General features: G+C 49.2%; 12 protein-coding genes and 2 pseudogenes. 12 read left to right on the forward strand and 2 right to left on the reverse strand.

The genetic code is table 11. The features are described 5' to 3' along the window. Nucleotides 1–60 precede the first annotated feature (60 nt). From JCM10914_RS14990 to JCM10914_RS29275, 3 genes and pseudogenes are all read left to right on the forward strand, one after another. Nucleotides 61–2,328: a YhgE/Pip domain-containing protein gene (locus tag JCM10914_RS14990; RefSeq protein ID WP_023962352.1), complete on the forward strand. Its 2,268-nt coding sequence runs from the start codon at nucleotides 61–63 to the stop codon at nucleotides 2,326–2,328. A gap of 486 nt (nucleotides 2,329–2,814) precedes the next feature. Beyond that, nucleotides 2,815–7,407 (forward strand): annotated as a pseudogene (gltB, locus tag JCM10914_RS14995) (glutamate synthase large subunit). A gap of 254 nt (nucleotides 7,408–7,661) precedes the next feature. After that, on the forward strand, nucleotides 7,662–7,808 hold the full coding sequence (locus JCM10914_RS29275) for a hypothetical protein (protein WP_162834834.1): 147 nt from the start codon (nucleotides 7,662–7,664) through the stop codon (nucleotides 7,806–7,808). Nucleotides 7,809–7,916: 108 nt separating this feature from the next. On the opposite strand, the gene JCM10914_RS15000 is transcribed toward JCM10914_RS29275, so the two are convergent. Beyond that, the gene (locus JCM10914_RS15000; protein ID WP_023962362.1) at nucleotides 7,917–8,285 is read right to left on the reverse strand and encodes a helix-turn-helix domain-containing protein; all 369 of its coding nucleotides are present in this window, start codon (nucleotides 8,283–8,285) and stop codon (nucleotides 7,917–7,919) included. Between the two features lie 264 nt (nucleotides 8,286–8,549). Here JCM10914_RS15000 and JCM10914_RS15005 point away from each other — a divergent pair, with 264 nt between their 5' ends. From JCM10914_RS15005 to JCM10914_RS15015, 3 genes are all read left to right on the forward strand, one after another. Next, the gene (locus tag JCM10914_RS15005; RefSeq protein WP_023962364.1) at nucleotides 8,550–8,912 is read left to right on the forward strand and encodes a hypothetical protein; all 363 of its coding nucleotides are present in this window, start codon (nucleotides 8,550–8,552) and stop codon (nucleotides 8,910–8,912) included. A gap of 367 nt (nucleotides 8,913–9,279) precedes the next feature. Next, nucleotides 9,280–9,951, forward strand: coding sequence for a sugar transferase (locus JCM10914_RS15010; RefSeq protein WP_023962366.1), 672 nt, complete (start codon nucleotides 9,280–9,282; stop codon nucleotides 9,949–9,951). A gap of 40 nt (nucleotides 9,952–9,991) precedes the next feature. Then, complete coding sequence (locus JCM10914_RS15015) at nucleotides 9,992–10,963, forward strand: LCP family protein (RefSeq protein WP_023962368.1); 972 nt, start codon at nucleotides 9,992–9,994, stop codon at nucleotides 10,961–10,963. A gap of 89 nt (nucleotides 10,964–11,052) precedes the next feature. On the opposite strand, the pseudogene JCM10914_RS15020 reads toward JCM10914_RS15015, so the two are convergent. Beyond that, nucleotides 11,053–11,244: pseudogene (locus tag JCM10914_RS15020) on the reverse strand (helix-turn-helix domain-containing protein); the annotation flags it as partial. A 177-nt stretch (nucleotides 11,245–11,421) separates the two neighbouring features. Here JCM10914_RS15020 and JCM10914_RS15025 point away from each other — a divergent pair. The 6 genes from JCM10914_RS15025 to JCM10914_RS15050 all read left to right on the forward strand — a co-directional run bounded on the left by JCM10914_RS15025 (nucleotide 11,422) and on the right by JCM10914_RS15050 (nucleotide 18,437). Beyond that, nucleotides 11,422–12,153, forward strand: a complete 732-nt coding sequence (locus tag JCM10914_RS15025; RefSeq protein WP_036718427.1) for a tyrosine-protein phosphatase — start codon at nucleotides 11,422–11,424, stop codon at nucleotides 12,151–12,153. 46 nt (nucleotides 12,154–12,199) lie between these two features. After that, complete coding sequence (locus JCM10914_RS15030; protein WP_023962374.1) at nucleotides 12,200–12,949, forward strand: YveK family protein; 750 nt, start codon at nucleotides 12,200–12,202, stop codon at nucleotides 12,947–12,949. Next, nucleotides 12,930–13,613: a CpsD/CapB family tyrosine-protein kinase gene (locus JCM10914_RS15035; RefSeq protein WP_036718392.1), complete on the forward strand. Its 684-nt coding sequence runs from the start codon at nucleotides 12,930–12,932 to the stop codon at nucleotides 13,611–13,613. Before JCM10914_RS15030 ends, JCM10914_RS15035 begins: the two co-directional genes overlap by 20 nt. A gap of 199 nt (nucleotides 13,614–13,812) precedes the next feature. Continuing rightward, nucleotides 13,813–15,051, forward strand: a complete 1,239-nt coding sequence (gene wecC, locus JCM10914_RS15040; protein WP_023962378.1) for a UDP-N-acetyl-D-mannosamine dehydrogenase — start codon at nucleotides 13,813–13,815, stop codon at nucleotides 15,049–15,051. A gap of 36 nt (nucleotides 15,052–15,087) precedes the next feature. After that, nucleotides 15,088–17,109: an alginate lyase family protein gene (locus JCM10914_RS15045; RefSeq protein WP_023962380.1), complete on the forward strand. Its 2,022-nt coding sequence runs from the start codon at nucleotides 15,088–15,090 to the stop codon at nucleotides 17,107–17,109. Between the two features lie 2 nt (nucleotides 17,110–17,111). Beyond that, nucleotides 17,112–18,437: a phenylacetate--CoA ligase family protein gene (locus JCM10914_RS15050; RefSeq protein WP_023962382.1), complete on the forward strand. Its 1,326-nt coding sequence runs from the start codon at nucleotides 17,112–17,114 to the stop codon at nucleotides 18,435–18,437.

The raw sequence follows: 18,437 nt of genomic DNA on the forward strand, positions 1-18,437 counted from the left end.
AATATGGTCATTTCGTACTATAATTAAAAGTTAGATGAGATAAAGAGGAGAGGACCATAGATGAAATCACTATCTGTATTTGCTAAAGACTTGGGCGCCGCCATGCGGAATCCGAAAATATTAATTCCGATCATCGCGGTATTGTTCATACCGGTGATGTACAGCGCCCTGTTCCTGGGGGCCTTCTGGGATCCCTATGGAAAGATGGATGAACTGCCCGTAGCGGTCGTGAATAACGACAGGGGTGCTGAATTTGAGGGGAAGAAACTGCAGGCGGGCGATGACTTGGTTGCCGAACTGAAGAAAGGGAAGGATTTTAACTGGCAGTTCGTCGATCATGACGAGGCTGAGCAGGGAATGCGGGATAACAAGTTCTATATGACGATTACGATTCCTGATAATTTCTCGCAACAGGCCACAACCTTAATGGATGATCATCCGGAGCCGGCGCAGATCGTATTCGAGCCGAATGAGGGCTACAACTTCCTTGCGTCCCAGATTGGCGGAAGTGCCGTGCAGCAGATCCAGATGAAGGTGTCCGCGAAGGTAACGGAAGCTTATACCGAGACGTTATTCGATCAAGTGGAGAAGGTATCCGGAGGGCTGCTGGAAGCCGGAGACGGTGCAACCAAGTTGTCGGACGGCGCGGTGAAGCTGGATGAAGGTACGCTGAAGCTGAAGGAGAATCTGGCGAAGCTGGTAGCGGGAACACAAGAGCTGCAGGCTGGGCTTGCTCCTTTGAGCGAGGGCGTTCAAGAACTGAATCAAGGTGCGGGTAAACTGAATACGGGAGCGAGCTCCCTGACCTCTGGCCTCGACCAGTTGAAGAGCGGTCATGGCCAACTGCAAGCTGGAGCAACAGAAGTCAGCCAGGGAGGCGTGCAGCTGCAAGCCGGGATTGAATCGGCCGCCGTAGGAAGTGCGAAGCTGAATGAAGGCTTGCAGGCAAATCAGACAGGAGCTGCACAGCTTGCAGCCGGAGCGGAGTCGGTTCATACGGGCAGCAGCAGCCTGAACGCTGGCTTGAAACAATCGCTGGATGCTACCGCATCACTCGAACAAGGAGCGAAGGCGGTTGCCGATGGGCTGAAGCAGCTGGCTGAAGGCAATCCGGAGCTTGCCCAGAGTCAGGAAGTGCAGGCATTGCTGGCTGCAAGCCAGTCCGTGGCCTCGGGCACAAGCGAGCTGAACGCAGGTCAGAAGCAGCTTGCTCAGGGAGCGGCTGAGTTGAACCAGGGAGCGAAGCAATTGCAGACCGGGGCGAGTCAGCTTCAGACAGGAGCTGCGCAACTAGCTGACGGAGGGCAGCAATTGAATGCGGGCGGTCAGGAACTGCTGGCAGGGGTCAAGCGCCTGAATGCCGGGCAAAGCGAGCTTGCCGAGGGTATGCAGATGTTTGGTTCCAAGCTGGGCGAAGCCGCTGCAGGCAGTCAGGAGCTGGCCTCAGGAGCGGCAGCGTTATCCCAAGGCACAGCGCAATTGGCAGGCGGTGCCGATCAATTGGGTAGCGGCGTGACTACGCTCGCCGACGGCTCGATGCAGCTTGACTCTGGTGCAGGTGAGCTTGTGAGCGGTATGAGTGAACTGAAAGACGGCAGCGGGGAGCTGGCGGGCAAGCTGAATGAAGCGGCTGATAAGACTAGCGGCATTCATACGACGGATGAGACGGTGAGCATGTTCGCCGGACCGGTGAAGATCGAAGAGCATAAGGTGAATGAAGTACCGAATTATGGCACGGGCTTTGCTCCTTATTTCTTGTCGCTCGGTTTGTTTGTCGGGGCACTGATCTCGACAATCATTCTGCCGATCCGTGGTGCATCTGTACCTGGCGCAAGTGGATGGAACCGGTTTGTGAGCCGCACCTTGTCATTCGCGGGGATGGGCTTGATTCAAGCTCTGCTGGCGGTGCTGGTTATGCTGTACGGCTTGAAGCTGGAAGTGCTGAGCGTTCCGCTCTTCTACTTGTTCTCGTTCGTAACGAGTCTGTCGTTCATGTTCTTGGTTCAAGCGTTCGTGACGTGGCTTGATCAGCCTGGACGCTTTATTGTGATCGTCATTCTGATCTTCCAGTTGACGACAAGTGCAGGTACGTTCCCGTTGGAGCTGATTCCGAACTGGATGAAGGCACTCAATCCGTTACTGCCAATGACATATAGCGTCAAAGGCTATAAGGATGTGGTGTCCACAGGCAACTTTGACGGCATGTGGGCAAACATTAGCATTTTGGCAGGCTTTGGTCTGGTGTTCTTGGCTTTGACTGCGGTATACTTCCTGCTTAATCGCGGAGATAAGAAGCCAGCCAATGCGGATCAGGCTGTAACGGCATAACATCTTTTGATATATCGGTAGAGGTTATCTCGATGAGGCGATTTATGCCCCTTGGGGTAACCTCTATTATTTATGGAGGTGGGTTAATCTGTCCTTAATGATGAGGTAAATGGCAGTAAATCGTAACCCTTTAACGCGATATAACTTAAAAGTCCGAAAGTTTCTGCGGTTTTAGAATGTTATATTTGGATGTTTTTTTGCATTATCCTACATAAATTTGAGCTTCATTGTAGGCGAAAACCCATTAAAACAATTCTTATCATATTTATAAAAAGTTTGAATTGCCTGCATGGTACGTCGGTGATAAAATATATAGAACTAATTAAACTTACGTGTTAGGTAAATGTCAACCTTAGGCGCTTTTGCACAATACTGCATCACCTCATCGCAGTCGCATGCTAACGGTTGAGGAGCGATGACAGATCCTTATGTTTTGTTGTTTACACTCAGCAGCACTTTATTCTATACAAAGAAAGGTTGCATCTTATGAAACATACTGATTTCCCCCACAAGCAGGGCCTCTACGATCCGCAGTTCGAAAAAGATGCGTGCGGCATGGGTTTCGTCGCTCATATCAAGGGTAAACCCTCACACGAGATCGTCAGCAGCGCGCTGACGATGTTGGCTAATATGGAGCATCGTGGCGGTCAGGGCAGTGAACCGAACTCCGGTGACGGCGCTGGGATTATGTTGCAGATTCCTCACTCTTTCTTCTTGGCGGAAGCGGCGAAGCTGGGTTTCGAGCTTCCTGAAGCTGGTCATTATGGTGCGGGGATGCTGTTCCTTTCTCATGATCCAGATGTACGTGCGGCACATGAGGGCCAGTTGGCTTCGATTATCGCAGAAGAAGGTCAGACACTGCTCGGATTCCGAGACGTTCCGACGCATGACGACATGCTCGGCAAATCTGCCAAAGCGGCAAAACCGTATGTTCGCCAAGTGTTCATCGGACGCGGTGAAGGCATTAAGGATGATCTGTCCTTTGAGCGCAAGCTGTACGTTATCCGTCGCCGGGCCGAGCTTGCGATTCGTTATAGCGGCAAGCCAGAAGCGACAGCTTCTACGTATCGAGTCTGTCCTGCCGTAAGATTGTATACAAGGGCATGCTGACAACTGAGCAGGTAGGAGAGTTCTACCTCGATCTGCAGCAAGAAGGGCTTGAATCCGCGATTGCGCTGATTCACTCCCGTTTCAGTACGAATACGTTCCCGAGCTGGGAACGTGCGCATCCGTACCGGTTCATGATTCACAACGGCGAGATCAACACGCTGCGCGGGAATGTGAACTGGATGCATGCGCGTCAATCGTTGTTCGAACACGAACTGTTTGGCGACGATCTGGAGAAGGTCAAACCGGTTATCAATCCGGATGGCTCGGATACTGGAATGTTCGACAACACCTTTGAATTTCTGTACCTGAGTGGACGTTCCTTGCCTCATGTCGCCATGATGATGGTGCCGGAGCCTTGGAATAACCACGAGAGTATGGATCCTACGAAAAAGGCATTCTACGAATATCACAGTACGCTGATGGAGCCTTGGGACGGTCCGGCTGCGATGGCGTTTACCGACGGTGTTCAGATCGGTGCAACACTCGATCGTAACGGCCTTCGTCCATCCCGTTACTATGTAACGAAAGATGATCTGATCATTCTCTCCTCCGAAGCGGGCGTACTTGATGTGCCGCCGGAGAATGTACTCTATAAAGACCGCTTGCGTCCGGGACGGATGCTCCTGGTCGACACGAAGGAAGGCCGTATTATCTCCGATGAGGAGGTTAAAGCCAGCATTGCCGCTGAGCTTCCATACTCGGATTGGCTGGATGAGCATCTTGTCGAGCTCCATGATCTTCCGGAAGCACCGGAACTGCCGGATCCGAAGCACGAGAACGTGCGTCAACTTCAGCAAGCTTTCGGTTATACCTATGAAGAACTTCGCAAAGTGTTGGAGCCGATGGCAATTACCGGTGCAGAAGCCGTAGCATCGATGGGTTATGATGCACCGCTCGCCGTTTTGTCTGACCGCCCGCAGCGGTTGTTCAACTACTTCAAGCAGATGTTCGCCCAAGTAACGAATCCGCCGATTGACGCGATTCGCGAAGAGTTGGTTACATCCACGGCAACGACGATTGGACCGGAGCGTAACTTGCTCCAGCCGGAACCGGAGAGCTGTCGTCATATCCGGCTCGATTCGCCGGTACTCTCGAATGAAGAGTTCGCGAAGCTGCGGCATATCCGTCGTCCAGGATTCAAATCGATGACGATTCCGATCTTCTTCCCGGCCGCCGAGGGCGCGGAAGGCATGCGTAAAGCGATCAATACCTTGTGCGAGGCCGCAGATCGCGTTATCGCGAAAGGGCATAACATTCTTATCCTGTCCGACCGTGGACTGGATAAAGATAATGCGGCGATTCCATCGCTGCTAGCTGTCTCCTCACTGCATCATCACCTCATTCGTCAGGGAACCCGGACGAAGGTGGCGATTATGCTCGAATCGGGGGAGCCGCGCGAGGTACATCATTATGCGCTTCTACTCGGTTATGGTGTAAGTGCCGTCAATCCATATCTCGCATTCGAGACGCTGGACGATATGATTCAGGAAGGCATGCTTCGCGGCATCTCGCATGAGAAGGCTGTGAAGAATTATATTAAAGCGGCAAGTAAGAGTGTCGTGAAGGTATTGTCCAAGATGGGGATCTCCACGATCCAATCATACCGCGGAGCTCAAATCTTCGAGGCGGTTGGTCTGAAAGAGGATTTCGTCGAAAGTTACTTCACGCGTACGCCATCCCGTATCGGTGGCATCGGACTTGAGGAAGTCGCCAAGGAAACGCTGGCTCATCACGATCGCGCCTTTACCGATAAGGACGGCAACGATAAGGTGCTGGATTCTGCGGGTGAGTATCAATGGCGAGCGACGGGGAAGAGCATCTGTTCAACCCGAGAACGATCCATCTGCTGCAGCAAGCCGTGCGGACTAATGATTATAAGACATATAAGAAATACGCAGAGCTGGTGCAAGGCGAGAATGAGCAGCATCTGACGCTGCGTTCGCTGCTGCAGATTAAGCCGGCCGGGGAGCCGATTCCGCTGGAAGAGGTAGAGTCGGCAGCATCGATCATGAGACGATTTAAGACGGGCGCGATGTCATTCGGCTCGATCAGTAAGGAAGCGCACGAGAGCTTGGCTATCGGTATGAACCGAATTGGCGGTAAGAGTAATACGGGTGAAGGCGGCGAAGATCCGGCCAGATTCATTCCGGATGCGAACGGCGATTCCCGTCGTAGTGCGATCAAGCAGGTGGCATCGGGACGTTTCGGGGTAACTTCCAACTATCTCGTAAATGCCGATGAGATTCAGATCAAGATGGCGCAAGGCGCGAAGCCGGGTGAAGGCGGTCAACTGCCAGGACGTAAAGTCTATCCTTGGGTTGCCGAAGTTCGTGGCTCAACACCGGGCGTGGGCCTGATCTCGCCACCTCCGCATCATGATATCTATTCGATCGAGGATTTGGCTGAACTGATCTATGATCTGAAGAACTCCAATCCGCGTGCGGATATTAACGTAAAACTCGTATCTGAAGTCGGTGTCGGCACGATTGCGGCAGGGGTTGCCAAGGGCCGTGCAGACATTATCTTGATCAGCGGTTATGATGGCGGTACCGGTGCTTCGCCGCAAGGTTCGATTCGTCACGCCGGTATGCCGTGGGAGCTCGGATTGGCCGAGACTCATCAGACGCTGATGATGAACAATCTTCGGGATCGTGTCGTACTGGAGACCGACGGCAAAATGCTGAACGGTCGCGATTTGGTTGTAGCCGCTCTGTTAGGGGCGGAGGAATACGGCTTCTCCACAGCACCGCTGGTTGCTGTCGGCTGTATCATGATGAGAGTCTGTCAGATGGATACATGCCCTGTCGGTGTCGCGACTCAGAATCCGGAATTGCGTAAGAACTTCACAGGCGATCCGTCTCATGTGGTGAACTTCATGCAATTTGTGGCTGAGGATATGCGTGAGCTCATGGCTGAGCTTGGATTCCGTACCGTTGACGAAATGGTTGGCCGTACCGATTGTCTGGATGCGGTTAAAGCCGATTATCATTGGAAGAAGAAAGGCGTGGACATTTCCGCGCTACTGTATACACCTGAGCTTCCGGAAGGCGGCACGCGCTATCGTACACAGCGTCAGAATCATGGACTGGAGCATACGCTGGATATGCGTTCACTGCTTGACAGTGCAGCAGCTGCTCTGGAGAACGGTGCAGCCGTCGAAGGTACCTTCCCGATTACGAATGTCGATCGTGCAGTCGGTACCATTCTCGGTAGTGAGGTAACCCGCAAGTACGGTGCAACCGGTTTGCCGGAAGATACGATTCAATTCAACTTTGTGGGCTCCGCAGGTCAGAGCTTTGGTGCATTCGTGCCGAAGGGGATGACATTGACCGTTGAAGGAGACGCGAATGACTATATCGGTAAAGGTCTCTCCGGAGGCAAACTGATCGTGAAGCCATCACCAAAAGCAACGTTTAAAGCCGAAGAGAACATCATTGCCGGGAATACCGCGTTCTATGGGTCTACCGGCGGGGAAGCTTATATCCGCGGTATCGCGGGAGAGCGATTCGCCGTGCGGAACTCAGGAGCCAACATCGTTGTGGAGGCGTCGGTGATCACGGATGTGAGTATATGACTGGCGGACGTGTTGTCGTAATCGGCGAGACTGGCCGTAACTTCGCAGCAGGAATGTCCGGCGGTATCGCGTATGTCTACGATCCGGACGGTACGTTTATGAGCCGTTGCAACCTGGAGATGGTATTGCTGGAGCGAATCGAAGATGATCTGGAGGCTGAAGGCCTGCGTCAGATGATCGAGCAGCATAAGGCATACACAGACAGTGTCCCGGCAGAGCAGATTCTTGCCACTTGGGACCAAGCGAAGAAGGACTTCGTGCGCATCATTCCGAAGGATTATAAGCGGATGCTGCTGCACATCGAGAAGGTTCACGGTCAAGGTCTGACCGGCGAGGCCGCGCTCTTGGCGGCGTTCGAAGCGAATATGAAGGAACTGGCACGCGCAGGTAACTAGTAACTACTAGTGGCTAAGAAGTTTGACCATGTGCCCTATACCACCCTGTATTCATCTGAATACAGGGTGGTTTTTTTTATTCGACAAAAATAGAACCAGAAGCATAGGACAATGGTTCCATGAGACGACAGCATCATGTAAATTCATTAGGTATAATATGGATAAGTAAATTATGAAAGAACGAAAGTCGTTTAACATCGGGTTATCGCATCCAGGGTGGAGAGAAAACTATAATAAGTGAGGTTATTGCGGAAATGACAGTAGATAAGGAGAATGGCTCTGGAAGCACCGAGCAGCAGCTTGATCAGCACAAGACGGAAATCGACATCTACCTGCTCATGACCCAAATCGGAATCCATCCTGATAAATGGCATTACGTGGAGAAGACTTCTGTAGATTAGCGGGATGTCAATGATCATGATGCTGTATAAACCAAAATCCCCGAAGCCGCTGATAATCAGTATCAAGGCTACGGGGATTTTTTGTCGGTACTTTCTGTGGCATCTTGGCTATTTCATCGACCGTTCCATGCGTACAAAGGCGATGAAGCGTTTTGCTTCTTCCTCGGTTAACTTATGGCCATCGACGGTAAGATTAAACCGCTCTAGTAGATCCTGATCAGACAGTTCAAGACCATCAACGAAGGAGCGAACCGCCGGATCGAGAACAGACTTCTCTTGTGTGGTTCTCCCGATTAAATAATCTATGGATACTTCAAAGAGGTCGGCCAGGCGGGTCAATGTTTCGAAGTCCGGTTTGCGCCGGTTCTTTTCATAGTGGGATAGTGCCGCACGTGTAATACCAACAGAGGTGGCGAGCTCTTCCTGTGTCCATCCGTGCTGTTCACGTAATTCTGAGATCCGTTCTCCGTAGTTCATGCATTGTCCCCCTTTCAAATGTTTTGTATCTATAGAAGTTAGTTTGGTTACATCTATATGTACGTTGAAAAAAATGCTGGAAATAAGCTGCAAAAAGGTCAGCTTTCTGTTGACTAGATACAATATGTATCGTATTATAAAGGCATAAGACGATACATATTGTATCTATAATTGCGGTGGTGAAACAATTAGTATCATGATATCCAAACAAAAGTTGTCTCATACCCCCAAAATCTAAAATAAGGAGCGGTTGGCATACCTGAGATGTTATATGAAGGACAACACCAAATTACGGTTAAAATCCGGATTTTGCAAATCGGAAATTTAACCATTCATGGAAGAAGTCATTCCATTACACCGCTTGAGCTGCTGCCTGGTGGGCTTGTTTTCCTCTGCCCCTGGGATATTCCGATGAATACAAATGTCAAGCTAGGTTATGAAATGGATGATCAGGTGGATTACCTGCTGCTAACAGGCAACATTAAATCACGGGGGCTTTGCGATGGCCATCCATTGTATCAGACTGATTTTGACCTGGACAGTGAGCAAAAAACCCGAATGATTGGCATGCTGAATAGAATGATGTTCAGCAAGATGGATACTGGCAAACTCCGCTACTATAATTGAAGCTTAATTTAGTATAGAATTACCTGCTGCTAACAGGGAATTGGGATAAAGATTGCCGCTAATAGCTATTCTACTATATTTATGATGTGTGGTCATTAGTTCTTTTACCTTAAATCCGAGCGCCTATAAGGGGAGAGGGTGGGCTAATGTTATTTATTTTTAGTTGCAATGAAATACATATTTGATTTTCATATGTATATATTATCTTATTGTGTTCGGGGCTATCGCCAATTCCATGCTGGAGACTGGGGTGAGGGAAGATCAGCATGTTGAAATGGTGCAGATTTCCTATGTCTAAATGGGGTGGGTCAATAAGCATGTATGGATTATAGCCTCAATAAGTATAGGGGGAGACGATAAGCTTATCATGGAATCCAATGCATTAATTGAAAGAACAACGCCAGATGTAACGATATATGCCCAAACTCCGGACGCTAAGATGCAAATTTCCAAACGGTTAATGGATGTTATCCTAGCAGGTAGCGGTGTGATTCTTCTGTTGCCGGTGTTTGCCGTAATCTATTTGTGCATAAAGCGGGAGGATCCACGCGGCAGCGTCTTTTTTTCACAGGAAAGGGTAGGTAAGAACGGACAATTATTCAGGATGTATAAGTTCCGCTCCATGGTCAGCGATGCCGAGAAGATGAGAGAGCAGCTTCTTCATTTGAATGAAGTATCCGGTGCCATGTTCAAGATTAAGAATGATCCCCGGATCACGAGAGTGGGACGTTGGCTTCGTAAGACGAGTCTTGATGAATTGCCGCAGCTCTGGAATGTCATCAAGGGGGATATGAGCCTTGTTGGACCGAGACCTCCTCTGCCTGAAGAAGTGAAACAATATACGCCGTATGATATGCAGCGCTTGATGGCGGTTCCCGGCTGTACCGGGCTGTGGCAAGTGAGCGGACGGAATCGGGTAGGCTTTCAAGAGATGGTGGAGCTGGATCTAAGGTATATTTCAGAGCATTCCTTGGTACTGGATGTAAGTATTATGTTCAGGACCGTCAAAGTGCTATTCGGTTCGAAGGATGCCTTCTAACATCAGCCTTAGAGCTTGGTATTGGAGGAATAAATACGGCATGCACATGAAAAAAAAGAGAAGCTGGCTAACTTGGGCGCTTGCGATCATTGTACTGTTGCCCTCGGCTTATGTTGTATACATTTATCAGTCGATCAAGTCCACAGCGGACCATATATATGAAGAACGTCCATTAAAATCAGAGACAACAGCATATACGCAAGATCCAGGCCAGCAGTCTGAATGGATGCGCGCTGCTGATGCCAGCGAACGGCTGGATAAGCGCAATCAGAATCATAGTGAGATCGATCCCTTTACGATTCTGGTGTTGGGTGTGGATCAACGTCCTTATGATCGTGGGCGCTCAGATGCCATGGTCCTGATGGCGGTTCACCCAGCAGAAGGATCGATCTTAATGTTTAACATTCCTCGCGATACACGAACTCCGATTGTTGGTCACGGCACGGTAGATAAGATTAATCATGCTTACGCATTCGGGGGAATTGAGATGTCGATTAGAACCGTGGAAGAATTTCTGCAATTCCCGATTGATTACTATATTAAGGTGGATATGGAAGGCTTCTCGAATATTATCGATTCCTTGGGTGGCGTTGCCGTGAATAACGGCATGGCCTTTGACTATGAAGGCTATTCGTTCAAACAAGGTCCATTAACCTTAAGTGGAGAGGAAGCGCTGGCCTTCTCTCGTATGCGCTATGAGGATCCCAAAGGGGACCTTGGGCGTAATTTAAGACAGCGGGAAGTGATTAAAGGCATTCTAAGTAGAGCCATGAACATATCCACTGTTTTCAAACTGGAGTCGCTTCTGAATGATATTGGTAACAGTGTGAAGACCGATATTACGTTTGAGGAAATGAAGCTGTTCGTCACGGATTATCGAGATAAGTTGCAGACGATTGAGCAGATGGAGATTGCGGGCCATGGGCAGAAAATTAACGGTGTTTGGTACTACATGGTTAGCGATAAAGAGAAGGAGCATATCCATACAGCATTAACGGAATACATGAGATAGCATGAAACGTCAAGAACGAACAAAGCCCCCTTAATCTGATTAGAGGGGGCTTTGTTCGTTGGAGTTCCAAGAAGCATTAGGCTTGATTATCTTCCGATAATTTGATCGATGGTGGTCTGAAATAAATCAGCTAATCGTGTCAGCGTCTCCAAATTAGGCTCCCTTCGGTTTTTCTCATAGTGTGATAGGGATGCGCGGCTAATGCCTATAAGCTCAGAAAGCTCTTCTTGAGTCCAACCTTTTTGCTCCCGCAATTGTGCAATGCGAGATCCATACGACATTCATTCTCACCTCTCTGCGGCTTCCCATGGTTTCGATTGTTCACTGTATAATAAACGCTTGACATGATACAAAATGTATCGTAAATTAACGATAACGTCAATACATATTGTATCATTTACAAAAATATTTGAAACAGAACGTATCAAAAAAGAAATGGAAGTATGGTGCTGATACAGATGATAGATACTCATTGTCATATATTGCCTGACATTGATGATGGCCCCAGAACCAAGGAAGGGGCAATGCGGATGGCGATGGAGGCCGTAAACCTGGGCATCCATACGATCGTCGCGACCCCGCATCACGGAACCAAGCGGTTTAACAATACGGCTGCCCAGATTGAGCGCAGAGTCAAACAGATGAATAAAGCGCTGCAAAGTAAACGCATCTCCCTGACGATACTACCCGGACAGGAGTTCCGTCTAAACGCCGACTTTCGCCACCAGATCAGGAAGGGGCACGCAAGAACGTTGGCAAACTCACATTATCTATTGACCGAGTTGCCGGCCAGAAACATTCCGGAGTATTTCCAAGACTTCCTGAACTTTATGAGTCGAAGTAGTCTGGGGGTTATCATTGCACATCCTGAGCGGAACTCGGCTATCATTCGCAATCCGGAAGTGCTTCAGAACTGGATTTCGCAAGGGGTAATCCTTCAGGTCACCACACAGGCTCTGGTCGGATTCTTCGGGGAAGGGCCAAGGCAGACGGCAAGTTACATATGCCGGCAGCGCTGGGCGCAGCTTATCGCCAGTGATGCACACGATTCTTATCAGCGTACCTTCTATTACCGGGAGGGCTTACAGAAAATCGAAGAAATTTGCGGTGTTGCTTACGTGGAAGAACTGCAGAAGAATGCGGAGGCTGTTATCAGAGGCAGACAGATTGGTGCGCAGGGATGGATCTGAGGTTGGATTGTCAAGTCTTGTTGATCATAGTCTACGGGGGTTCAATATGGAATTGAAAATGATCATGTCAATGTTAAGGAAATGGCTATGGTTCGTACTTGGCTTCGTACTTGTATGCACGGCAGGCATGTGGTATTTCAGCAGCTATGTGCAGCAGCCGATCTATGAAGCATCCACTACCATGTTAGTCAATAAATCGATAACGGATCATGACGGTAACTCTTCTCTGGACATTAATCAGATTAACTCGAACATCATGCTGATCAACTCATACAAGGTCATTCTCGGGTCAGCATCCGTTATTGATAAATTCGTCGAGAAGAACCCGCACTTGAGTGTCACTTCAGAAGAAATACGGGAACGGATTGATATTGTGACCCTGCAGAATTCACAGATTATCGTACTGAAAATCCAGGATCCCTCTTATGAACAAGCGATGCAGATCGTGAATGGCATTTCGGAAGTATTCAAGAGTGAGATTCCTAAAATTATGAAGGTTGATAACATCTCCATCCTGGATTCCGCAAAGCCGCAGCATAATGTGCTGCCTGTCAGCCCAAGAATCTGGTTAAACGTTGCAGTTGCATTTGCTGCCTCCCTGTTGGTTGCGTTAGGCATCGTATTCGTCAAGGAATTGCTGGATGACACGATTAAGTCTGAGGATGATGTGGAGCGCTACCTGGAACTTACGCTCCTTGGAACGGTAGGTAGAATCAAGAAGCGGGACTTGCGCTTACGCGCACGGTTGCGGTCACAGAAAAAGGCAGGTGAGAAATATGCTTCGGTCAGCAATTAAATCGAGACTGATTATGCATTTTAATCGTCGGTCCAGACTCTCTGAGGGATATCGGACGATTCGTACGAACATTAAGTTCGCGGAATGGAATCATAGGTTGCATGTGGTTGCTGTTACATCAACACAGGCTGGGGAAGGGAAGTCCACGACGGCTAGCAATTTGGCAACCGCCTACGCACAGGAAGGGAAGCGAGTGCTGCTGGTGGATGGTGATTTAAGGAAGCCGTCCTTACATGAGATCTTTGGCGTGAGCAATCGGATGGGATTATCCAATCTTCTTGCCAATCACTGTCTGGTGAAGGATACCGTTCTTAACACGATGGTGGATAACCTGTCTCTCATCACGGCAGGCCAGACACCGCCGAATCCTGCTGAATTGTTGTCTAGCGGCAGGCTCAGCGAACTGATGGAGGAGTGGAAGGAATGCTACGACATGATTTTGATCGATACCTCGCCGGTAATGGCGGTCGCAGATGGCTTGATCATATCATCGCATTGTGACGGTGCCATTCTCGTCATCAGGGCCGGTAAGGTGAAGCGGGAATACATTCGCAAGTCAAAAGAGAAGCTGGAACAAGCTAGAGCCAATGTAATCGGCGTTGTGCTTAATAACAAACGAATATACAAGTCGGAGGCTCGATATTACAACTACTACGGTAGTTGAATGGCAGTCTTAAGGTAATGTCTATACGACCTATATCAGAGTAGACACTCGGTCATGCTGTGGGTATCTGATACCTTAGACGTACATCGTCAAGAGTGTGATGTGAGGTTGGGTTAGATGCCCAGCGTTATAAGGGGCTGTACTGATTCTCAAATCAGCGCGGCCCTATTCATTTTATGGAAGCAAGGAAGGGACCTCAATGGTTAAGAAAGTATGTGTCTTGGGACTGGGCTATATTGGATTGCCTACAGCCAGCTTGCTGGCCATCAAGGGCTTTGCGGTGCACGGGGTAGATATTAGCCAGCACACCGTAGATTTGATCAGTCAAGGGAAAGCCCATATTCATGAACCGGATCTTGATATTATGGTAAAGGCAGCGGTACAAAGCGGCCAATTAGCGGTATCAACCGAGCCGGTTGCCGCTGACGTTTTCGTACTGGCTGTACCCACGCCATTTCTGGAGGACCAGAAGCCTGATTTATCGTATGTTCATCAGGCGACGATGTCCATTATGCCATATCTGCAGCCAGGTAACATCGTAGTGCTGGAATCCACGAGTCCGGTTGGAACTACGGAGCGAATCGCCGGCTGGATTGCAGAGTCCAGACCGGATCTTGGTGTTACAGAGTCACTGCACAATGAATGCGAGCGCGTATTTATCGCTCATTGCCCGGAGCGGGTGATGCCGGGTCAAATTCTGCGAGAGCTTGTGGAGAATGACCGAATAATTGGCGGAATCGACAGTCCTTCTACCCAGAAAGCGGTGGAGTTCTATCAACAATTTGTTAGCGGTATGATTCTTGAGACAAATTCCAGGACAGCCGAGATAGCGAAGCTGGTGGAGAATTCATTCCGTGATGTTAATATTGCGTTTGCCAATGAACTCTCTCTCATCTGTGATCATCTGGGTATCAACGTTTGGGAAATGATACGACTCGCAAATCATCATCCGCGCGTGAATATATTGCAGCCGGGACCAGGCGTAGGCGGCCATTGCATCGCGGTCGATCCTTGGTTTCTCGTGGATGCGGCACCGGAACAGACGAGATTGATTCATACGGCAAGGGTGGTCAACGATTATAAGCCGGGATACATCGTGGAACGAATCAAGCAGCGGGCCGAGCGGTTCAAGGACCCGGTCATTGCCTGTCTTGGACTGTCCTTCAAAGCGAATATCGATGACTTGCGTGAAAGCCCGTCCGTTAAGATTGCGGAGAATCTATCCAGATTAACGATTGGCACCCTGCTTGTCGTAGAACCGCATATCCAATCGCTACCTGAATCGCTTCGTCAGGAGCATGTTCATCTTACAGAGCTGGAAGAGGCGATTCGCAGATCGGATATCGTAGTGCTGCTCGTGAATCACGATATGTTCCAGCGCATTGACCGTAATTTATTGAAGGAAAAAATCGTGCTGGATACAAGGGGTTTCCTTTAATTCGACTCGACGGAAATCCGCAGGGAGTGAAGCTTCGTGTCTTCGTTAATTACGAAATGGAAGAGATTGACTGCTATGCCTCTTCATACTGCCGGCAAGAAGGTTGCTGGGACAGCTATATCTTATACGGTTTATGAGCTCAAGCGCCTCCAGCTTCAGCGGCAGCCCGTGAAACTGGATGTTGAACAGTTTGCAGGGTTCCGCACGACCAGCAGTTACTATTTCGATCCGGTCAATCAAGATGTCTATAAGGAACAGTTGAGGCTATATGGAGTCGAGCAGCAGATCATGCAGGATGCGGAGGCGATCTGCCAACACCGCTTTAATCTGCTTGGTTCCGGCGATATTTTGCTTGGGGAGCCAATCAACTGGACTCAGGATTTCAAAACAGGACATCAATGGCCCCAACATTACTACAAAAGAATCAAGACGGTTAACCTCCGCGATGCAGCAGATGTGAAGGTACCGTGGGAGCTCTCGCGCTTTCAGCATGTATTCACACTAGGCAAGGCATATTGGCTAAGTGGGGACGACAGATATCTACTCGAATTCCAGCGTCAGACGGATTCTTGGATTGTGCAGAATCCGGTAGAAATGTCGGTGAATTGGGCGTGCACGATGGATGTAGCTATCCGGGCTTTCAATTGGCTATCCGGAGCGTGGTTTTTCCGCAGAAGTTACAACCGCAATGAGCCGTTCTGGAATCGATTCAACGCATCACTGTATTTGCACGGTATCTTTATTATGAATAACTTGGAGAATCAAGGGGAGGTAACTGGGAATCACTATCTCAGTAATCTGGTTGGTCTGGTAGCGCTAGGTCTGTACTTCTCAAACTTTAGCTACAAAGGCGAGATTCGGCATTCGAGCACACCGGAGCAGTGGTTATCCTATGGGCTTCGTGAGCTTGAACGCGAAATGTTAGTTCAGGTGAACGAAGACGGCACCAACTATGAAGCGTCCACATCCTATCATCGTCTCGTGACAGAGATGCTGTTGCTTATCACGATACTATGCGAGCGCAATGATATTACCTTCTCGCAGGAGTTCCGAAAGAAATTGGAGGCCATGTGCTGTTTCATCCGCGATATGGCAAAGCCGGATGGTCTGACTCCTCTGGTTGGCGATGCTGACGACGGTCGGCTGCTGATTACGTCCCGTTACGGCTCTTGGGTCCGGAACGATTATCGGCATCTTCTGGCCGTGGCAGGGGAATGGTTCCAAAATGAGACTTTTCGTCAAGCGGCCGGCTTGTCCGATGCGGAGGATGCGTTGTGGATTACTGGAATCGCACCTTCTCCAGACAAGAAGCACGAGCCATGCTCGGAGTTAACGTCAATTGCTTATCCTGACGGGGGGTACTATATGCTACGCAACGATTCAGCCTACTGTATGATTCGTTGCGGAGAGTTGTCCTTCCGCGGTCAAGGCGCGCATAGTCATAACGATCAATTAAGCATTGAGTTACAGGTCAGTGGCAAGGATTATATCGTAGATCCAGGTACGTATGTCTATACAGCGGATTATCGGATGCGGAATTATTTTCGCAGCACAGCCATGCATAATACGCTGGAAATTAACGGTCAAGAACAGAACGAATTTGATGAAGATATTATGTTCTTAATGAGAGAGCAGACCGATGCGGTATGCGAACGGTTTGATCAAAGTCATTTCTCAGGCTACCATCACGGCTATGTAGATAAATGCGGAATGCTGCATCGGAGAGAAATTCAACTGACCGAAGGCGGTCTGGAAATAAATGATGAATTGATTCGGATACCAGCGGTGCCGACGGATGAGTCCATTACTTATGCGGCTTCATTCGTGATGAGCCCCAAAGTGAAGCTGACGCTAAGTGGTACTGTGCTGCAAGCAGAGGTAGATAATACGAGTCTCCGAATTACATTCCATACGAGTTCGGATCAGGTCGAGCTTCTGCCATGCTGGGTATCCACACGTTATGGGGTGAAAGAGGCCAGTCATGTCGTTCGCGTGAAGGGATCGTCTTCCGGACTTCGGACTTCCATGGACTGGTCTGTTAGGGAGGGAGGGATTTAAGCATGAGTATTTATAAAGGAATCGCCAAGCAAGTCTTATCCTACTTTCCGTATAAATACGTGAACGTCGGTAAAGAGTTTTACGCTTGGCTCGCTCATTTTGAGCGCATGAAACGAATGTCTGTTGAACAAATACAGGCAGAGCAATTTCGTATGTTTGTTGATATGGTCACGTACGCTTATCAGGAGACCCCATTTTACCGGAATCTGTATGATTTACACGTCTTTCACCCCAGACAGTTAAAGGATTTCCAGGATGTGAAACGGATACCGGTGATTAATAAGGCAATGGTTAAGGCGAGCGGTGAGAATATGATCAGCACCAAATTTAAGCCAGGCAAGCTCTCCCAAGGAGCTACCAGCGGTTCGACGGGGCAGTCACTGCCGCTGTACTATAATCGCACGCTCGACCAGCGTGAATGGGCGGCAACCTGCTTCATGTGGTCTGAGGTCGGTTACCGGCCGGGCGATGGCCGAGTAGAGTTCAGGGGGTACATTCCAGGGGAAGAGGATTACATCGTGGATGCCTACCATCGGGTGTTGAGAGTGAACGTCTCCAGACTGACAAGCAATAATATTACGAAGATTTTACAGCTCATTCAACGGTTTGGCTACCGTTATATTCATGGATATCCGTCCTCCCTAAGCCTGGTATCGAAGCTGATCCTTGAGAATAATCTTGTTCATCAAATTCAGCCAGCTGCCATTCTGCTGGCATCTGAAACGTTATATGATTATCAAGAAAATACGATCCGCAAGGCTTTTCCGGGGACCGTCTTGCATGCTCATTACGGCCAATCGGAGAAGGTGGTCATGGCGGGCAAGGCCGATTATGAACCAGGTTACAGCTTCTTGCCGTTGTACGGCTACGCTGAATTTCATCCGGATTCGCGGGCGGTTATCGGTACTTCATTCATCAATAACGTGACGCCGTTCATCCGGTATGAAATTATGGATATTGTTTCACCTCCGATCGCAGCCGCGCCAACTCATTATCTTTTCCCAACCATTCAGAAGATTGAGGGTAGGGTCGGGGAGATCATGTATAAACCGAATAAGGACATGGTGCCTTCCGCGCTCGTGGCAATTGCCGTTCGTGGAACCGAGTCCGTTACGGCCTGTAAACTGGTTCAGCATCATTACAACAAGATCGATATTATGCTAGAGACAACACAAAACGAGGAACATGTGCTGCAGGAGATGAAGCCGGTACTCAAGCGTTTGCAGAACATCTTTACACCCGACATGTGCTTCGAACTGCATATGGTTGACCATATTCCGAAAGAACCGTCAGGCAAACTGAAGACGGTGGAAGTACATATATCATAG

The organism is Paenibacillus sp. JCM 10914 (assembly GCF_001315105.1).
Lineage (GTDB): Bacteria > Bacillota > Bacilli > Paenibacillales > Paenibacillaceae > Paenibacillus_AQ.